The sequence below is a fragment of the Nocardia vaccinii NBRC 15922 genome (assembly GCF_001613305.1).
GTDB classification, from domain to species: domain Bacteria; phylum Actinomycetota; class Actinomycetes; order Mycobacteriales; family Mycobacteriaceae; genus Nocardia; species Nocardia vaccinii.
On the sequence record NZ_BDCC01000019.1, the window covers coordinates 324,936 to 342,707 of the forward strand.

Consider the following 17,772-nt stretch of genomic DNA (forward strand, 5'->3'; position numbering starts at 1 on the left):
CATGACATGACTGTCAAGTCATTTTGTGCGCGGCGAAACCGTCCGAGTTCGTGGTCGCGACCCGCGGATCGGTTCCGGACGTCGAACCCTCACAGCAGGAAGGAATGCCATGAGCCCCTCCAATCCGAAATATCAGCTAGGCGGGATCAATCACCTCGCACTGGTGTGCTCCGATATGCGGCGAACCATTGATTTCTATTCGGGGACACTCGGTATGCCGTTGATCAAGACTATCGAACTGCCCGGGAACCTGGGCCAGCATTTCTTCTTCGACTGCGGTGGAGGGAACAGCCTCGCCTTCTTCTGGCTCGCCGACGCTCCAGACGCCAGCCCGGGGCTCGCCGCGCCGAAGGGCCTGCCCGATGAGGGCGAGCTGCTCAGCGGGGTCGGATCGATGAATCACGTCGCATTCGCGGTGCCGCCGGAGTTGTTCGACGAGTACTACGAGCGCGTCGCGGCCGAGGGTATCAAGGTCAGCCGGATCCTCAACCACGACGACAGCCCCCGGGGCGTTTCCCGCGAGGTGCACGAGGGCACCTTCGTGCGGTCGTTCTATTTCCAGGACCCCGACGGAGTGCTGCTCGAATTCGCCTGCTGGACACGTACTTTCACTGAGGCGGATGTCTCACACGAGCCGAAGACCGCCGCCGACCGGCACGTGTCCGCCGGACTCTGACCCTCCCGCATCAGCCGAATTTCCACCACCCGGACACCTACAACCTCAAGGATTACGAACCATGCCGCGTCTTCGCGAAGTGCCGCGCGCCGAAGTCACCGACGAACGGATTCTGTTCTACTACGACCGGCTGTTCGGGCCCGACAAGGACCCGGCCGTCGACCACGGCACCATTCACGCCACTCCCGGCGATTGGTGGACCGTGTTCGCCCAGTCTCCGGACGTATTCCGCCATGCGGTAAGGGGTTTCGCCGTCTACCGCAATGCGACGCTGGATCCGAAACTGCGCGAACTCGGACAGAGCCGGGCCGGATATGCCCGCGGCAGCCAGTTCGTATTCTCCCAGCACTGCAAGCAGATGCGTTCGCTGGGCGTCGCCGAGGAGAAGATCGCCGCGATCCCGCACTGGCAGGTCGCCGACTGCTTCTCCGCACTCGAGCGCGCCGTGCTCGCCTACACCGACGGGCTGGTCTACGACGGCGGGCGGGTTCCGGACGAGGTGTTCGCGGTACTGAAGGCCAATCTCAGCGATCCGGAGATCCTGCAGCTGACCTACATCACCGCGCTGTACGACATGCACGCGACCATGTGCCGCGCATTGCGCCTGGAATTCGACGACCGCCCGGAACTCATCGAGGAGGTGCAGATCCCCGAGGGTGTCGAGGTGGCGGACCTTTCCGCCGATCTGGCTGGAGGCCAGTGACTTCCGGTCACCGGGGCTGAGGAGTCCCCGGTATGCGACAGGCCGGGCCCGGTACGTGCCGGGCCCGGCCTGGTTTCGGTCGCCGATCGCGTGACGCTGGGCCTCGGGCCCACCGGCAGGGAGTCACGCGACCAGCGGCGCACCTACCGGGAGTCGGAGTTTGCCGCCGATGCCGGTGGCCACGCCCGCCGCCGAGGCGTACCAGGCGCACAGCGCGGTGATCACGCCGATATAGCCGCCGACCTTCACCGTCGCCTCGCTGACCGCGAAATTACCTGCGAACAAGACGATCTCGGTGATTTCCAGGGTGAGGAAGACGGCGAATACCGCCCGGCTCACCTGAGCGGACATGATCAGCATGTACGTGTTGAAGATGGCGAACGCCAGCAGGATCCAGCCCAGATCGTGCGCGGCGCCCGCGCCCGTGGCGTGCGGGGCCACCAGCTGCGACCACAGTCCGAGGCCGATCCAGAATCCGCCGTAGGTGGAGAACGCCGTCGCCCCGAAGACGTTGCGGTTGCGGAATTCCCACATCCCGGCCAGGAGTTGGCACAACCCGCCGTAGGCGAAGGCGTAGCCGACCCAGGCATCGCCGGTGGATGCGGTCGCCCAACCGGCGTTGACCGCCGATAACAGGAATGTGGTGAGTGCGAATGCCCCCAGACCCAGCGGGGCCGGATCGGCTATGGCGGGAGTGGGTTGCACCGTGCGGTCGTCTTTGACGCTCATGGTTGATCCTCGAGGAGAGTGGCTCGCCTGACGTCGCGTCCGGCGCGAACGCCTCGGGCGCAACGCTTCTGTCAGGGTAACTCCGCCTTCGTCCCGAAGAGACCGGTTTGCCCGCTTCCGGGATTGCGACACGCGCGGCACGATGCGGCCTCGCGGCCCGGACACGCCCGGCGGACCGAGGATGCCAATGAATTACGAAAACCCGTGATAATCAGCGCGTTCGGCCGAGCCGCCGGGCGCGTTCGCCTCGTGTCGACGCCGAGCGTCGCTCGATCGCGCTACGCTGGCTAACGTTTCGCATCCGCAACGTCCGGGCGCTGAATATTTCCGACCGGAACCAGAAGTGTGAATCGAGGAGGTCGGCCATGCGCTGCCGGACGGTAGTGGCAGGAATGTTCGCGATCGGTCTGTGCTTGTTCGCAGCGCGGGCGGCGGCAGATCCCGTGCCGCCGATCCCCACTCCGACCAGTATGAATATCCCGACTGTTCCGGGACGGACGTCGATATCTCTGCGCGTGGACTTCCTGAACCTGCAGTGGGGGACTGCCAACGCCACCGAGTCGCGCCCGGGGCTGTCGCTGGTGAAGCTCTACATGGTGGATTACGCACTGCGACACGGCGACCGGTCCGGACAGGACCGTCAGCTCGCTGAGCGAATGATCCGCTACTCCGATGATTCGGCGGCGGATGCCATCGCGGCGAAATATCCGAATGCCATCGACGCCGAGGCCGCCGAATACGGCCTGCCCGCCACTCATTCGGGTCCGAGCTGGGGAGAGTCCTACACCAGCACGGCCGACATCACGAAGTTCCTGGACCGCAAGATGACCACCGATCCGATCTCACCCGTGCTGAGGTGGATGGCCGCGGCGAGTCCGGTCGCCGCCGACGGCACCGCACAGAACTGGGGCACCGCCCGGCTGCCCGGCGTGATCGGAAATAAATGGGGCTGGTCGGATATCGGTCAGCAGCAGGTGGGTTCGGCGTCCATCGGGCCCGGCTTCTCGATCTCCGCGCAGACCGACGGCAGCCCGGCCGATCAGACTGCCGACGTGCTCTCGGCACTGCCCGGAGTGCTGGGCCTGCACCCGCCGGTGCCGGACGCCGGACCGGGCCCACATGCCGGCCCCTGATCAGATGCGCGCGCCCTTGGCGCGATTACAGGACCGGCACAGGACCTGCAGATTCCCCGGACTGGTCGCCCCGCCGCGGCTGAGCGGGATGACGTGGTCGAACTCCAGATAGTGGGTCGCGCCGCATTCGATGCACGCACCGCCGTCGCGATGCCACACCTGTGCCTTGATCTCCGGCGGGATCGCGCGGGTATCGCGGCGGCCCGGCGCCAGGGTGAGCCGTTTGGCCACGCGCAGAGCGCCTTCCAGCACGGCGGCCACCAGATCCGGGTCCTCGACGTCGAATTCGGCTCCGCCGCGTGCCGAGCTCGCCGCCAGCACGACCAGACCGTCCGCGATGGTTACGGAAACGATTCGGGACCAAGGCATTTCGATACCGGCCTCGGGCCCGACGAAACGCAGCTTCTTGTTCGTGCCGATCAATCGGCCCGCGGTGGCCCGCTCGCCGCGGGACAGCCGGCGGATGCGGGTCGCGGCGATGTCCAGGTGCACGCGTTCCTCGGGATCCAGATGCAGCCCCCGCGTGCGCACGACGGGCAACTCCCCGGCACGCAGCCGCGCCAGCGTGCGGCCGCGGTGCATCCGCCGCCGCAATTCCTCCACCTGCGGACCGGACAGCCCCAGTTCCCGCAGGGCGGTGTCGAACTCCTCGACCTCCGCCGCGGTGATCTCCGCGTCGGCGAAGGCGGCCAGCCGCTCGACATAGGCCATACCGGGGCCGCGCAGGGCCGCACGTCCGGTCTCCTCGGGAATGCGCCGGTAGCGCAGTGCCGACCACAGCTCCTGCCAGGCCGTGCCGCGCGGGCCGTCCCCGGTCAGGACGCGCCAGGCGCGGGCCCGCCAGGTGTCGAGGTACTCCTCGATCTCGGCGGCGCAGGAACGGCACGGGGCGGGCGCGCCCAGTACGCGCCAACCGCGTCGTCGTCCGCAGTGCGGGCAGACGCGGGCGTCGGCCGGGGGGAGGGGGACGGTCGTATCGGACCATCGCGTGCCGTCCCACCAGCGCAGCGTCGCGCCCTGCGGATGCCAGTCCGGGCGGGGGTCCGGCGGCGTTGCGGCCGTTGGCTTTTCGGTGACATAGCCATCGAACCCATTTCGGCGCAGTGATACTCGGTCACGGCCCGCCGCCGCCACCACGATGCCGAAATCCTCGAACAGCCGGGATAATTCGGTTCGCTCCCGGTCGAAGGGTCCGAAGCGCCAGTGCTGCTCGTCTCGGGCGAATTCCGCGAGCGATATCGCTGTCACCTCGCTCGACCGCGGCGCCGGGACGTCGCGGCGAGCCACCAGCCCGGCGGCGTCTCGAACCGCGATCGTCAGATCCGCCAGCTCGTACAGCGGGCCTGCCGACGAGACGCCCACGACGATGCGCTCCACCGTGGACTCGGTGCGGGGCAGCGACACCGAGAGCCGGGCCGTGCGCGGTTCGGGTTGTTGGTCCAGCGTCACCGCCTGGGACGGATGCCGGGGCGCGTTGAAGAACACCGCATCGCGCGAGGAGCGGACCAGGCCGTCGTCGCCGAGCAACAGCGCGTGCGCGTCCAGCGCATGGGCCGAGCGCCACGAAAGTTCCACGCTCAGCAGCGAAGTCGGTATCGGCGTCGCGCCGTTCTCGGTGAAGGTCATCGTCCGGAGAACTATGCCAGGCGACACCGACACAGACCGTAGGGTCTGTCGTGCACGGGCGAGAGGCGCCCGATGCGGCACCATGGGGGCATGAGCGATCCGAAGGAGTCCGCGCGCAAGCCCGGAACGCCCCGCGTGCCCGGCGCGAGTGATCTGATCGCCGCCGCCCAGGCCGCGGCGGAGGCGGCGCAGCGGGCCGCCGGACAGGCCCTGGACGCCGCGCAGGCGACCGCCGGACAGGCGTTCGATACCGCGGTCCGGCTGCCCCCGGCCTCGGTGCAACTCGCCGCGCAACTGCCGGATCTGATCGAGAACCTCTCGATGGCGATCGATCGGCTCAACCGGACCATCGATCGTCTGGACCGGACCCTGGCGCTGGCCGATCCGGCGTTCGCCGCCTACGACCGGCTGCTGCCGCGACTCGAGGCGATGGTGTCGATGGGCGAGGAGGTTTTCAACCGGCTGTCCCGGCTGCCGGGGGTGTCGATGATCGGACGCCTCACCGGACGTGAGAACGCGCCGTCGGAGCCGATCGATCCGCGCAGGCGGGGTCGCGGGCGACCGCGCTGACCGCGCGCAGTGCGGCGGTCGCCTTGAGCACCATCTCGTGGTATTCCTGCTCCGGATCGGAATCCAGCACGATCGCGCCGCCCGCGCCGATCCGCCAGCGCCCGCCGTGCCGGACCGCGGTGCGGATGACGATATTCAGATCGGCCGTGCCGCCCAGGCCCAGGAAGCCGATGGTGCCCGAATAGACGCCGCGCGCTTCGGTTTCCAGATCGTCGATGATGTCCATGGTGCGTAGTTTCGGCGCGCCCGTCATCGAGCCGCCCGGAAAGCAGGCGCGCAGGCAGGTGACCGCGTCCACGTCCGGGCGCAGGCGGCCGCGGATGGTGGTCACCAGCTGATGCATCGTGGTGTAGGTCTCGGTATGCATGAGCGCCGCGACGCGCACGCTGCCCAATTCGCAGACCCGGCCCAGATCGTTGCGCAGCAGATCGACGATCATCAGGTTCTCCGCGCGGGTCTTGGGATCGGATTCCAGTGTGCGGCGCAGGGTTTCGTCCTGTTCGGGAGTGTTCCCCCGGGGTGCGGTGCCCTTGATCGGCTTGGTCTCCACCCCGCGGGCGCGATCCACTGCGAGGAATCGCTCCGGCGAGGAGCAGGCGATCTCGAGTTCGCCGAATCGCAGGAACGCCGAGTACGGCGCCGGATTCGACCGTCGCAGTACGCGATACACCGCCAACCCGTCGCAATCCTGGTCGACGTAGGCGCTGTCGGTCAGATTGACCTCGTACGTCTCGCCCGCTCGCAGTTGCGCGTCGATCGCGGCGATATCGGCCAGATAGCGTTGCCGGCCTCGCGTGAGCCGGGATTCCACGGCCCGCTCGTCGGCCGCGAGCTCGAGCCGGGGCAGCGCGGACCGGTCGGGCAGCGCCGCCACGGACGCGCGCGTCGAGGACAGCCAATGTGTCGCTGTCGCAAGGGAATCCGCGTCGGCGAGGGCGAGCAGATAGGTGTGTTCCGCGACGTGGTCCACCACGATCAGCCGGTCCGCGAAGATCCACTGGGCATCGGGCGCGTCCGCGCGATGCCGGGCGGCGGCGCCGCAGTCGGCCTTCATCTCGTAGCCGAGGTAGCCGACGTATCCGCCGACGAAATCGAAGGGCACATCCGGGAATTCGATCTCGATCCGCCGCAATCGCGTTGTCAGGTAGTCGAATACGCTGCCCGGTGCGGTACTTCGGCCGGCCCGCCGATCGATGTCGACTCGCTCCGAACCCACCCGGTATCGCACCGTCTCGGCCAGTGGCCCGGCCGCATCACCCAGATAGGAGAACCGGTCCAGCCCCGGTTCGGCGTGCGTGCTGTCCAGCCAGAACGCCGTCTCCGAGTCCCGGTACAGCGCCAGGAATACGGCCTCGGAATCCAGCGCCCGATCGATTCGCTCGTACAGCACGGTCAGTGTGATCGGCGGCTCCTCCGGCCTGGCCCGCCGCATGTCTGTATCGGCTTCGCGGGGCGTCCGGGTGCCGTGGCTGGACGCGTTGTTCGGGGAAAGGATGCTGGACGCCGCGCCTTCGGTCGTCGTCCGCTGCGCGTGTGTATCGGGCTCGTACGGAGTCCGCGCGCTGCGGCTGGGCGCGGAGTCCGAGGTGTGCGGTGCGCGAGCTCCGGTCGTCGATTCACGCTGAGACTCGGCGCGCTCGGTGGGTAGCGTCCTGCCGTGAGCCGCGGTCGTGGGTTCGGTGTGCGACTCCGGAGCGGCGGTCGCCGAGCGGGACGTGTCATCGGATGCGGGCCCCGGTCGGACCCCGGGGCGGGTCGTGCGCATGGGTTTCACCGTAGTCTGCGGGGGCGGGCGTCTCGGATGGCCTATTGAGGGCGTCTGCCTTCAGTTCTGCGTGGCCTCTGGTGCACAATGTGGGACATGTCTGTGGTGCAACCGGCCGATGTGGACCGTGCTGTCGTCGACTTCGCGGTCGTCGGAAAGTGGATGGAAGAGCAGGGGCTGCCCGGCGGGCGGTTCGAGGACGTGACCGCGCTCGGCGGCGGCACCCAGAACATCATGCTGCGATTCACCCGTGCGGGTCGCGATTACGTTCTGCGGCGCGGCCCGAAACACCTGCGCGCCAAGAGCAATGAGGTGATCCGCCGGGAAGCGCGGCTGCTCGGGGCGCTGGCCGGAACGGGGGTGCGCGCGCCCGAGGTGATCGCGGCATGCACCGACGAATCGGTTCTGGGAGCGGTGTTCTATCTCATGGAGCCGATCATCGGTTTCAACCCGCAGACCGAACTGCCCGAACTGCACGCCGGTGATGCGGAGATCCGCAGGCAGATGGGTCTGTCGGCAGTGGAGGCGATCGCCCGGCTCGGTGCGCTGGATTATCTGGAGCTGGGTCTCGAGGGCTATGGCAAACCGGAAGGTTTCCTGCAGCGTCAGGTGCCGCGCTGGCTCGGTGAACTCGACTCCTATCGCGCCAACGAGGGCTATCCGGGGCCGGAGATTCGCGGTGTCGACCGGGTCGGTGATTGGCTCGAGCGCCATCGGCCTGCGCATTGGGAGCCCGGAATTCTGCACGGCGACTGCCATCTGGCCAACATCATGTTCCGCTACGACGGCCCGCAGGTGGCGGCGCTGGTCGATTGGGAGATGTCCACCATCGGCGATCCACTGCTGGATCTGGGGTGGCAGATCGCGACCCGCCCCGAGCCCGGTACCGCCGGTGCGGGGTTGTTCGGCACGCTCGGCCGGCTCGGCGGGCTGCCGACCGCCGAGGAGATGATCGCGCACTACGGGAAGTTCTCCAGCCGCGACCTGAGCGATATCACCTGGTACACGGTGCTGGCCTGCTTCAAACTCGGCATCGTGCTCGAAGGCACGCATGCCCGCGCCTTCGCGGGCAAGGCTCCGAAGCAGGTCGGCGACTTCCTGCACGCGATCACCCTGGAACTGTTCGAGAAGGCGAATCAGCTGGTGGAGTGAGTGGCCCGCCTCGTCGGATGCGGCCGTATCTCGACGAGCTTTGGCGCTTTATTTGTGGCCGATTATTTGCGGCCACGATAAATTACTGCGCATGCCGATTGCCGCCGAAGACAAGGACTGGACCTGGACATTGGACAGGCCCTGCCCCGAATGTGGATTCGACGGCCCGGCCACCGCTTACGATGCGGTGCCGGGCCTGACGCGCGCCGCCGCCGCCCGTTTCGCCGCCGCACTCGAACGTCCGGATTTCGCCGTGCGGCCCAACGGAACCACTTGGGCTCCAATCGAATACGTCGCCCATGTGCGCGATATCTGCCGAATGTTCCGATATCGCCTGGACATCGCCCTCGGCAACCCCGCCGCCCCGCCCGCGGTCGCCGCATTCGAGGCAGAGACCGGTTTCGCCGAGGGATTGCCCGTCTTCGCGAACTGGAATCAGGATCGCACCGCCGAGGCCGACGACTACCTCGCCCAGGCCCCCGCGACGGTGGCCGCCGAGCTGACCGAAGCGGCCGAAACCATCTCCCGAGCCTTCGCGTCGGTTCCCGAGTCCGACCGCGCCCGCGCTGTCCGCCGCAGCAACGGCTCCCGCTTCACCGTCGACTCCCTCGCCACCTATTTTCTGCACGACCTCGTTCACCATCTCCACGACATCCACGCCTGACCGCTGTGCCTCGCCCACGACCGGGTCATCCGGATCGGACGGCAACTACAACTGCGACTGCCGGCGGCCATCGCCGATGCCCGCTACACCGGAATCGACGCCGGGCGCGGCGCGTCGGGGAGGCCCCCCGGATGGCTTCACACCCGGATCATCGGCTTCCTGGACCGGTAAGTCTCAGCGCCGGAACTGGTTTCGCGGCGCGCGAGAGTCGCGGTGCGGCGGGAGAAGTGGGAGTTCTAAGCTCTCTAGCGTGCGAGCGTTGGAGCAGATTCGGGAATGGCCGGTCCGGCATGCGGCCGCGGGGGTGGCGACCGCCGCGGGAGCGGTGACGACCGAGGGGGACGCCGATCGCGAGTTCGCATTGGCCTCGGTGACGAAACCGCTTGTCGCCTACGCGGTTCTGGTCGCGGTGGAGGAGGGGGCGGTCGAGTTGGACCAACCGGCGGGGCCGCCGGGGTCGACGGTGCGGCATCTGCTGGCGCACACCTCGGGGCTGGCCTTCGACACCACGGTGATCATGGCCGAGCCGGGGACGCGGCGGATCTACTCGAGTTCCGGATTCGAGGTGCTGGCGCGCTTCGTGGCCGACCAGACCGGGATCGCCTTCGAGGATTATCTGTACGAGGCGGTATTCGAGCCGCTCGGGATGAAATCCTCGGTCCTGGACGGCCCCGCGGGGCACGGCGCCCGGTCGACGGCCGCCGACCTACTGATTTTTGCCGGTGAGTTGCTCAGTCCGAGTTTGCTGTCTCCGGAAACTCTCGGTGAGGCCATCACCGTGCAATTTCCGGGATGCGACGGAGTACTTCCCGGCTACGGTTCGCAGCGCCCCAACGATTGGGGTCTGGGATTCGAGATCCGCGACCACAAGACTCCCCATTGGACCGGAAGTGCGAATTCACCGCGCACCTACGGCCATTTCGGGCAATCCGGCACCTTCCTGTGGGTGGATCCCGCACTAGGAGTGGCGTGTGTGGCACTGAGCGACGAGAATTTCGGCGACTGGGCTCGCGCGGCCTGGCCGTCGCTGAGCGACTCGGTACTCGCCGAGTTCGCGGCCGATAGCGACACGTCGGCGAAGTAACACACGTAACTCCGGACACTCCAGTACACTCGGGCAACGCCAGCTCGACCGATCGTTGGGGAAGACGTTCCAGGTCGAGGCTGGAGGTGCACTGGTGCGCGGAACGAGTCAGTTCGCGGACGCGACGTCTGGAGTGGTGTACATCCACGCGTCGCCGGCCGCGCTGTGCCCGCACATCGAATGGACGCTCTCCTCGACCCTGAAATCGCCCGCGCAATTGCGGTGGACGGCGCAACCCGCCGCCTCGGGACAACTGCGCGCAACCACCGAGTGGGCGGGCCCGGTCGGCACCGGATCGAAAATTGCCAATGCGTTGCGGGCCTGGCCGGTTCTGCGTTTCGAAGTCACCGAGGATCCCAGTGAGGGTGTCGACGGCGAACGCTACAGTTTCGTCCCCGGCCTGGGCCTGTGGTGCGGCGCGATGAGCGCCAACGGCGATGTGATGGTCGGGGAGATGCGGTTGCGCGAGATCGTGCGCCTGGCGCGCGAACGAGGCCGGTACAACTCCGCCGAGATCGCCGCCGAGATGGATCGGGCTCTCGGCACCGCTTGGGACGACGATCTGGAACCGTTCCGCAGCGGCAGTGAGGGCGCGGAGGTCACCTGGCTGCGCCGCGACGTCGGCTGACCTCTCGCCGCGCCTGGTGGATCGCGGACCGCCGACGCTGTCGGGGAGGCCGGTCAGGCATGTGGCAGAGTCGATTTCCGGCACCGAGGAGGAGGGGCGGAGTGGACAGCGGCCGGGTACTGATCGAAACACTGGGGGACGCCGAGGACTGGACCGTGCTCGCGGTCGACGAGCGTCTCACGCGCTGGCGATCCGCGGCGCGGGTGCTGCGGCCCGCGGCGCAGCGCATGATCGAACCGGTATGGCGTCGCGGGGAGACCGTCGAGGTGTGGACGCCGCGCCGTCCGGGCGGGGCGCGGGAGGGCGAGACGGTGTGCGCCTCACCCGTATTCGGGCCGGATGGACGTGTCTACGCGGTGCAGGTGCGCTGTGCCGCAGCGGGTTCGAAGCTCCCCGCTCCGTATTCCGTTGTCGCATTCGATTATTCATCACAACATCGATCGATCCACCTGGTGCACAACCCTTTCGGGTGGGATCTGCCGGAGTCGAGATCGCACTGGACGGTCCCCGAGGCGTTCCGGCACGTGCGGCGGTGTGACGGTTCGATGGAATTGATCCTGCAGACGCTCGGCCCGCGCGAACGGATGCGCTGGGCAGGCGATGTCAGCGCCTGTGTGGGCGGCACCCCGCGCCGCTACCACATGGCGCTGCGCAACGGTTCGGGAACCGGTCTCGCGCGATGGCGCGGACTGTTGCACGACGTCACCGAATTCCTCGCGCCCGAACCGGCATCGGTGGACACCGCGGCCCTCGCCGCGCTCGGACGTCAGCGCCCGGGCCGCTCGCACCTGGTACTCGCCGACGTGGAGAAGGTCCGGTTGATCCGCTGGGTCACCGATCCGGTGCCGGACATCCAGTGGAAGGGTGTGGTCGACGACCGCGACACCCCACATCCCGACGACGTGACCCGCATCCTCGCCGAGGTCGGCCGAGCCGTCCGAGCGCACGAGACGGGCGGTCGTCTGAGCGGAATCCGACTTCGCCGCACCGGCGGCGGCTGGACCGTGGTCGATGCCGTCGGCACCCTGGTTCCCACGTCGGACTCGCCGATGCTGTTGCTCATCGAACTCACCGTCACCGGATACTCCGATGAACCCGACCCGACCGAGCCCTGAAACGCGGCGAACCGGCCCGCCGGCGGCGGACTACAGCGGGATGTTCTTGAGGTGACTCGGCCGGGCCGGCGCGGCGGCCAGCGCGGCGGCGATGGTGGAGCGGGTCTTGGCCGGATCGATGACCTCGTCGACCACGCCGATCGACATCGCCCGGCCCAGACCACCCGCGATCTGCTCGTGCTCGACGGTCAGCCGCTCGATCAGCGCCTCACGCTCTTCCTCGGGCGCGGCGGCGATGGCCTTCTTGTGCAGGATGCCGACGGCGGCCTTGGCGCCCATGACCGCGACTTCCGAACCCGGCCAGGCGAATACCGCGGTGGCGCCGAGCGAGCGCGCGTTCATCGCGATGTACGCCCCGCCGTAGATCTTTCGGGTCACCAGCGTCACGCGCGGAACGCGAGCCTCGGCGAAGGCGTGCAGCAGCTTCGCGCCGCGGCGCACCACGCCCTCCCATTCCATGCCGACACCGGGCAGATAGCCGGGCACGTCGGTGATGACGATGAGCGGGATGCCGAACGAGTTGCACAGGCGCACGAACCGCGCCGCCTTCTCCGCGCTCTGCGAATCCAGGCAGCCGCCCAGGCGCAGCGGATTGTTGGCCAGTACGCCGACGGTGCGCCCGGCCAGACGGCCCAGGCCGGTGACCATGCTGCGGGCGTAACCGCCCTGGAACTCCTCGAACGTCGACTCGCCGTTGATGTTGTCCAGCAGCTCGTGCACGATCGGTTTGACGTCGTAGGCGCGCTTGGCCGATTCGGGCATCATCGCCTTCAGGTCGACATCGCCGTGCTCGGCGGCGACCATGTCGAACGCGCCCTGCTCGGCGAACATCGAGACCAGGCGGCGACCGCGGTGCATGGCATCGGATTCGTCGGTGGCGACGATGTGGCACACACCGGACTTCTTGTAGTGCGTATCCGGGCCGCCGAGCGTGGCCATATCGACGTTCTCGCCGGTCACACTGCGCACGACGTCCGGGCCGGTCACGAAGACCCGGCCCTCGGGGGCCATGATGACCACGTCGGTCAGCGCCGGACCGTAGGCGGCGCCACCGGCCGCGAAGCCGAGCACCACCGAAATCTGGGGGACCAGGCCGGACGCGCGGACCATGGCCTCGAAGACCAGACCGACCGCGTGCAGGGCCTCCACGCCCTCGGCCAGCCGGGCGCCACCGGAATGCCAGATGCCCACGACGGGCAGCCGGGACTCGATGGCGGTGTCGATCGCGTCGACGATGTGCTTACATCCTTCGATGCCCATCGCGCCGCCCATGACCGTGGCGTCCGAGCAGTATGCGACGGTGCGCACACCGTCGACCTCGCCGATAGCGGCCAGTACACCGGACTTGTCGCGGGGGTGCAGCGGCAGCACCGTGCCGGGATCGAAGAATCGCTGCAACCGGCCCAGCGGATCCCGGGGATCGGTGGCGGCATCCGCATGAGCGGGAGCCATGATGGTCATCGCGTTCTCTCCTCGAGATGATGGTGAGTCGCTGACGCGGCTGTGAGTGGAGCTGATCGGCTGTTGCGGAGAAAAACCACGCGCGGCCCTTCGGTGGGATCGACCGAGCCGAAGGGCCGCGCGGGGATTTCGTTCTGGAGTTGACCGGTGAAACTCAGTACCGGCCGAAAGCCAGCGCCACGTTGTGGCCGCCGAAGCCGAACGAGTTGTTGATCGCGTATTCGATTTCCTGACGGCGAGCCTCGCCGTGCACGACATCGAGATCGATCTCCGGATCCTGGTTCTCGAGGTTCAGCGTCGGCGGCACGATGCCGTCGCGGATGCTGAGCACCGTGAGCACCGACTCGAGGGCGCCGACCGCGCCGATCGAGTGGCCCAGGGCGGACTTGGGCGCGTAGACCGAGGCATGGCTGCCCACGGCCAGGTTGATCGCGTTCGCCTCGGCGGTATCGCCGATCGGCGTCGCGGTCGCGTGCGCGTTGACGTGGGTGATGTCCTTCTTGGTCAGACCAGCGGTCTGCATCGCCCGTGTCATCGCGCGTGCCGCGCCCTGCCCGTCCGGGGCGGGGGCGACCAGATGGAAACCGTCGGAAGTGATTCCGGCGCCCATCAGCCGTGCGTGGATCGTTGCTCCACGCGCCTTGGCGTGCTCCTCGGTCTCGATGACCATGAGCGCACCGGCTTCACCGAAGACGAAACCGTCGCGCGCGGAGTCGAACGGACGCGAGGCCGCCTTCGGGTCGTCGTTGCGGGTGCTCATCGCGCGCATCATGGAGAATGCCGCGATCGGCACGGCGTCGATATAACCCTCGACACCACCGGTGACAACCATGTCGGCGTCGCCCATGACGATCATCCGCCACGCATTCGCGATGGCCTCCGATCCAGATGAGCACGCCGAGACCGGAGTGACCACTCCCGCCCTGGCCTTCAACTCCAGGCCCACGACGGCGGACGGCCCGTTCGGCATGACCATCTGCACCGCCAGCGGCGAAATCTTGCGATAGCCACCGTTCTTGAGCTTGTCGACCGAATCGATCAGTGCGTCGCCGCCGCCGAGTCCGGTGCCGATGGCGACGCCCAGGCGCTCCGGATCGACCTCCGGAGTACCGGCGTTCTTCCACACCTCGCGGCCGAGAACGGTCGCGAGCTGCTCGACGTACGCCATGCGCCGGCACTCGACCCGGGTGAGCAGGGTCTCGGGCCGAACCTTCAGATGACCGCCGATGCGGACCGGAAGGTCGTATTCCTCGACGAAGGAATCCTCGAGAACGTCGATGCCGCTCTCGCCGTTGAGGAGTCCCTTCCACGTCGCATCGACGTCACCCGCGATCGACGTGGTCGCCGCCAGGCTTGTTACGACGACGTTGGGGAAGTTCCCGTTCAGAGTGGAAGGAGTGGTCACGGTATCGGTCCTACTCGGAGTCCGCGCCGAACTTGGCCTTCAGCTCGGCAGCGGCCTCGGAGTTCTCCGCCTCGAGCTTCTGGATGTACGCCACGGCGTCGCCGACGGTCTTCAAGCTGGCCAGATCCTCATCGGGGATCTTGACGCCGTACTTGTCCTCCGTCTGCACGGCGATCTCGACCATCGACAGCGAGTCGATGTCCAGGTCGTCGACGAAGGACTTCTCGATGGTCACCTCGGAGGGCTCGATACCGGTCACCTCTTCGATGATCTTGCCGAGCTCTTCGACGATCTGTTCCTGGGTCAGAGCGGCCACTGCGTGGCTCCCTTCTTGTTCTTCTCTTCGATGGGGTCTGTTCACTTTTTCGGGACCGGGTGGGCAAATGTTTCGATCCACTCGGTTGCGGTTGCATCACTGCAAGCCGCAGAAAAGCTAGCCGGTTGCCGACAGGTCGGACAACGCGGGGATGTTCTCGGGGGTCTTCAACGCCAGGTTCGGGGTGCCCTTGAGCTCCCGTTTGGCGATGCCGACCAGGGTTCCCGCCGGGGGCAATTCAGCCACGCCGGAAACCCCTGCCGCGCGAACGGTTTCGGTGCACAGGTCCCACCGGACGGGCCGGGTCACCTGTGCCGCGAGCTTTTCGATGGCGTCCTTGCCCGAGGTGACCGGCTTGCCGTCGAAATTCGACAGCAGGGTCCGGGTCGGTTCGCCGGGGGAAATCTGTGCGATGGCATTCGCCACGGCGTCCTGGGCGGGAGCCATGAACGCGGTGTGGAACGCCCCGGCGACGGGCAGTGCACGCACGCGTGCCTTCTCCGGCGGGTTCGCCGCCAGTTCGGCAAGCGCATCGAGCCGGCCCGCGGCCACGATCTGACCCACCGCATTGCGATTGGCCGGAACGAGCTCCAGTTCCGCGAGCCGGGCGAGCACGGTGGCCTCGTCGCCACCGAGTACGGCGGACATACCGGTCGGCTCCAGCGCGCACGCCTTGGCCATCTCCGCACCGCGGATCGCGGCGAGCATCACCGCGTCATCGGAGGAGATGACGCCGGCGACGGCGGCGGCGGCGAGCTCGCCGACCGAGTGTCCGGCGACGATCGTAGCGGGCGGCAGCACATTCTGCGGTATCTCCGCGTAGGCGAGCAGCGCGGCGGCGACCACCAGTGGCTGGGTGACCGCCGTATCGGTGATCTCCTCCGCCGTCGCGGTGGTGCCCAGCCGCACGAGGTCCAGGCCTGCGGCCTTGGACCAGAGTTCGAGATGGTCACGCGCGCCGGGGAGGTCGAGCCAAGGCGCGAGCATGCCTGGTGTCTGAGAGCCCTGTCCTGGGGCGAACAACGCGATCACATGTCTAGACAACACCGTTTTCGGGCGTTGTGGAGATGTCGACGCGAATGATGTTTGCGGACTGCTTTTGTGTGGACTCCACAAAACGGCTAGTCGGCCACCGGCATCGAGGAACTCGTGTACGGCGTTACAGCCGCTCTTCGTGAACTGCGCCGAAAGGGTCCTCTGAGGCAGAAGTAGGCGATTCGTTACGAGTTCGTGTCAGACGACCTATGGTCGCGGCGATCCGGAGCACGTACGCATCACGCGGATTCATCGGATCCCGGCCCGTGACCTCGCCGATACGCTTGAGGCGATAACGGACCGTATTTGGATGAACGAACAGCTGACGGGCGCACGTCTCGACGGCTCCCCCGCAATCCAGGTAGGCGTCGAGGGTGTCCGACAGAGCCGACCCGGCGGCGGCCAACGGTAGCACAAGATACTCGTTCAGAGCCTCGACCGCAGCGCGATCTCCGAGCAGGGCCCGTTCGGGTAGTAGTTCCGAGGCGTGCACCGGCCGCGGGGCGCCCCGCCAGCCGACCACGGCCTCCATTCCGGCCATCGCCTCCACCGCGCTGGCATGCGCCGCGGACAGCGTCCGAGTCGTCGGGCCGATCACCACGGGGCCTTCGGAGAACGCCTCGGCGAGCAGATCGGTCAGGAAGGGGGACGGGTAGGAGGTATCGCCGAGTTGGCCGCTGACCACCATCACCAGCCGCGAACCCTGCACGACCGCCAGGGCCGCGCGACCGTGCCGGGCCGCGGTGGTGTGCACCGAACCCACCACGGCCACCTGATCTTTCGGCGGCGTGCCGACCAGAACCGTCGCCGGTGCGGTGGCGTCCCAGTTGAGTGTGGCCGCGCGGGAAAGCATTTCGGGTCCGGTATCTCCGCGCACCACGGCGTCGACGACCAGGGCCTCGAGCCGGGTGTCCCAGGCGCCGCGGGATTCGGCGGCGCTGGCGTACACCGAGGCCGCGGCGAAACCCAGTTCCCGGCCGTAGCGCAGCACCGCCTCGGTCAGGGCCACCAGCTGCCGGTCGTTGCGGGCCAGCGCGGGCAGCCACTGTTCGAAGAACTCCATGGCCACTCGGACCATGTCCACGGTCTGGCGCAGCGTCAGCCGACGCGCCAGATCCTGCGGGATGACCTGGAAGGCGTCCAGGCTGAAGCGGATATCGCTTTCGGGGTCCTGCAGCCATTCCAGGAAGTTCACCACCGCGGTCTGCACGAGCATCTGCACGCCCGCGCGCTGGGCGGCATCCAGGCTGCCGAAGAACGGCAGCCGATCCTCCATCGAGGCGACCGCCTCGGTGGACAACCGCCCGGAGAACTGCTTGACGCGCTTGAGCAGCGTGTCCGGCAACGGATCGCGGGTCTGCCGATTGGGGGACAGCGCCCCGGTCGGCAGGTATACCTCGTGCGAGGTGTCGGACTCGGATATCCGACGCGGCCTCGGCGGTTTACGATCCACGGTATTTTTTGCCTCCGCTCCGCTCCGGCGGGTTCACTGCAATTTCTGTCTCCGCTTCGCTGCGGCGGGTTTTCGGCGCCCGACGAGCCGCGCCGAAAACCTTTGGGGTTGACCCATTTTGCCTGTCGGTTCCGGTGTACGGAGACGCTTCGCCGTTGGATGTGCGGGCGATGGTGGGGGTGCGAGTTCCCGCACCTTCCGGGTGCACAGCGACGAGTGCCGTCGAGGACTGTGGTGTCGGCGTGTTCTGCCTGACT

The 17,772-nt window shown here is 67.7% G+C and carries 17 protein-coding genes; 9 read left to right on the forward strand and 8 right to left on the reverse strand.

Annotated features, from left to right (window positions below):
* Positions 1–109 precede the first annotated feature (109 nt).
* Entirely contained in the window at positions 110–676 is a 567-nt protein-coding gene (locus tag NV1_RS15625) for a VOC family protein (protein WP_067891494.1), read from the forward strand.
* A 61-nt stretch (positions 677–737) separates the two neighbouring features.
* A complete protein-coding gene (locus NV1_RS15630; protein ID WP_067891497.1) occupies positions 738–1,379 on the forward strand; it encodes a carboxymuconolactone decarboxylase family protein in 642 nt (213 codons plus the stop codon).
* A gap of 123 nt (positions 1,380–1,502) precedes the next feature.
* Here the strand turns inward: NV1_RS15630 and NV1_RS15635 are convergent, their stop codons facing one another.
* The gene (locus tag NV1_RS15635; RefSeq protein WP_067891500.1) at positions 1,503–2,108 is read right to left on the reverse strand and encodes an acetate uptake transporter; all 606 of its coding nucleotides are present in this window, start codon (positions 2,106–2,108) and stop codon (positions 1,503–1,505) included.
* A gap of 470 nt (positions 2,109–2,578) precedes the next feature.
* Here NV1_RS15635 and NV1_RS15640 point away from each other — a divergent pair, with 470 nt between their 5' ends.
* Positions 2,579–3,241, forward strand: coding sequence for a serine hydrolase (locus NV1_RS15640; RefSeq protein ID WP_245713733.1), 663 nt, complete (start codon positions 2,579–2,581; stop codon positions 3,239–3,241).
* Here NV1_RS15640 and NV1_RS15645 read toward each other — a convergent pair whose 3' ends face one another.
* Entirely contained in the window at positions 3,242–4,867 is a 1,626-nt protein-coding gene (locus tag NV1_RS15645; RefSeq protein WP_067891506.1) for a TerD family protein, read from the reverse strand. It abuts the gene before it with no gap.
* 90 nt (positions 4,868–4,957) lie between these two features.
* Here NV1_RS15645 and NV1_RS15650 point away from each other — a divergent pair, with 90 nt between their 5' ends.
* Positions 4,958–5,437, forward strand: a complete 480-nt coding sequence (locus NV1_RS15650) for a hypothetical protein (RefSeq protein WP_067891509.1) — start codon at positions 4,958–4,960, stop codon at positions 5,435–5,437.
* On the opposite strand, the gene pabB is transcribed toward NV1_RS15650, so the two are convergent.
* Positions 5,367–7,202, reverse strand: coding sequence for an aminodeoxychorismate synthase component I (gene pabB / locus NV1_RS15655; RefSeq protein WP_157116954.1), 1,836 nt, complete (start codon positions 7,200–7,202; stop codon positions 5,367–5,369). The genes NV1_RS15650 and pabB overlap by 71 nt on opposite strands.
* 96 nt (positions 7,203–7,298) lie before the next feature.
* On the opposite strand from pabB, the gene NV1_RS15665 reads away from it, so the two are divergent.
* The 5 genes from NV1_RS15665 to NV1_RS15685 all read left to right on the forward strand — a co-directional run bounded on the left by NV1_RS15665 (position 7,299) and on the right by NV1_RS15685 (position 11,845).
* Positions 7,299–8,354, forward strand: coding sequence for a phosphotransferase family protein (locus tag NV1_RS15665; protein WP_067891516.1), 1,056 nt, complete (start codon positions 7,299–7,301; stop codon positions 8,352–8,354).
* A gap of 91 nt (positions 8,355–8,445) precedes the next feature.
* The gene (locus NV1_RS15670; RefSeq protein WP_067891518.1) at positions 8,446–9,018 is read left to right on the forward strand and encodes a DinB family protein; all 573 of its coding nucleotides are present in this window, start codon (positions 8,446–8,448) and stop codon (positions 9,016–9,018) included.
* 250 nt (positions 9,019–9,268) lie between these two features.
* Positions 9,269–10,102: a serine hydrolase domain-containing protein gene (locus NV1_RS15675; RefSeq protein ID WP_067891523.1), complete on the forward strand. Its 834-nt coding sequence runs from the start codon at positions 9,269–9,271 to the stop codon at positions 10,100–10,102.
* Positions 10,103–10,196: 94 nt separating this feature from the next.
* Positions 10,197–10,730, forward strand: coding sequence for a DUF3145 domain-containing protein (locus tag NV1_RS15680; protein ID WP_067891985.1), 534 nt, complete (start codon positions 10,197–10,199; stop codon positions 10,728–10,730).
* Positions 10,731–10,831: 101 nt separating this feature from the next.
* Complete coding sequence (locus NV1_RS15685) at positions 10,832–11,845, forward strand: GAF domain-containing protein (protein ID WP_067891524.1); 1,014 nt, start codon at positions 10,832–10,834, stop codon at positions 11,843–11,845.
* Between the two features lie 30 nt (positions 11,846–11,875).
* Here NV1_RS15685 and NV1_RS15690 read toward each other — a convergent pair whose 3' ends face one another.
* The 5 genes from NV1_RS15690 to NV1_RS15710 form a co-directional block, all read right to left on the reverse strand.
* Complete coding sequence (locus NV1_RS15690) at positions 11,876–13,306, reverse strand: acyl-CoA carboxylase subunit beta (RefSeq protein WP_067891526.1); 1,431 nt, start codon at positions 13,304–13,306, stop codon at positions 11,876–11,878.
* A 154-nt stretch (positions 13,307–13,460) separates the two neighbouring features.
* The gene (locus tag NV1_RS15695; RefSeq protein ID WP_067891528.1) at positions 13,461–14,711 is read right to left on the reverse strand and encodes a KasA/KasB family beta-ketoacyl-ACP synthase; all 1,251 of its coding nucleotides are present in this window, start codon (positions 14,709–14,711) and stop codon (positions 13,461–13,463) included.
* 10 nt (positions 14,712–14,721) lie between these two features.
* A complete protein-coding gene (gene acpM, locus NV1_RS15700; RefSeq protein WP_067891531.1) occupies positions 14,722–15,027 on the reverse strand; it encodes a meromycolate extension acyl carrier protein AcpM in 306 nt (101 codons plus the stop codon).
* A 117-nt stretch (positions 15,028–15,144) separates the two neighbouring features.
* Entirely contained in the window at positions 15,145–16,059 is a 915-nt protein-coding gene (locus tag NV1_RS15705) for an ACP S-malonyltransferase (RefSeq protein WP_084525394.1), read from the reverse strand.
* A gap of 127 nt (positions 16,060–16,186) precedes the next feature.
* Positions 16,187–17,485, reverse strand: a complete 1,299-nt coding sequence (locus NV1_RS15710) for a PucR family transcriptional regulator (protein ID WP_084525432.1) — start codon at positions 17,483–17,485, stop codon at positions 16,187–16,189.
* Between the last annotated feature and the right edge of the window lie 287 nt (positions 17,486–17,772).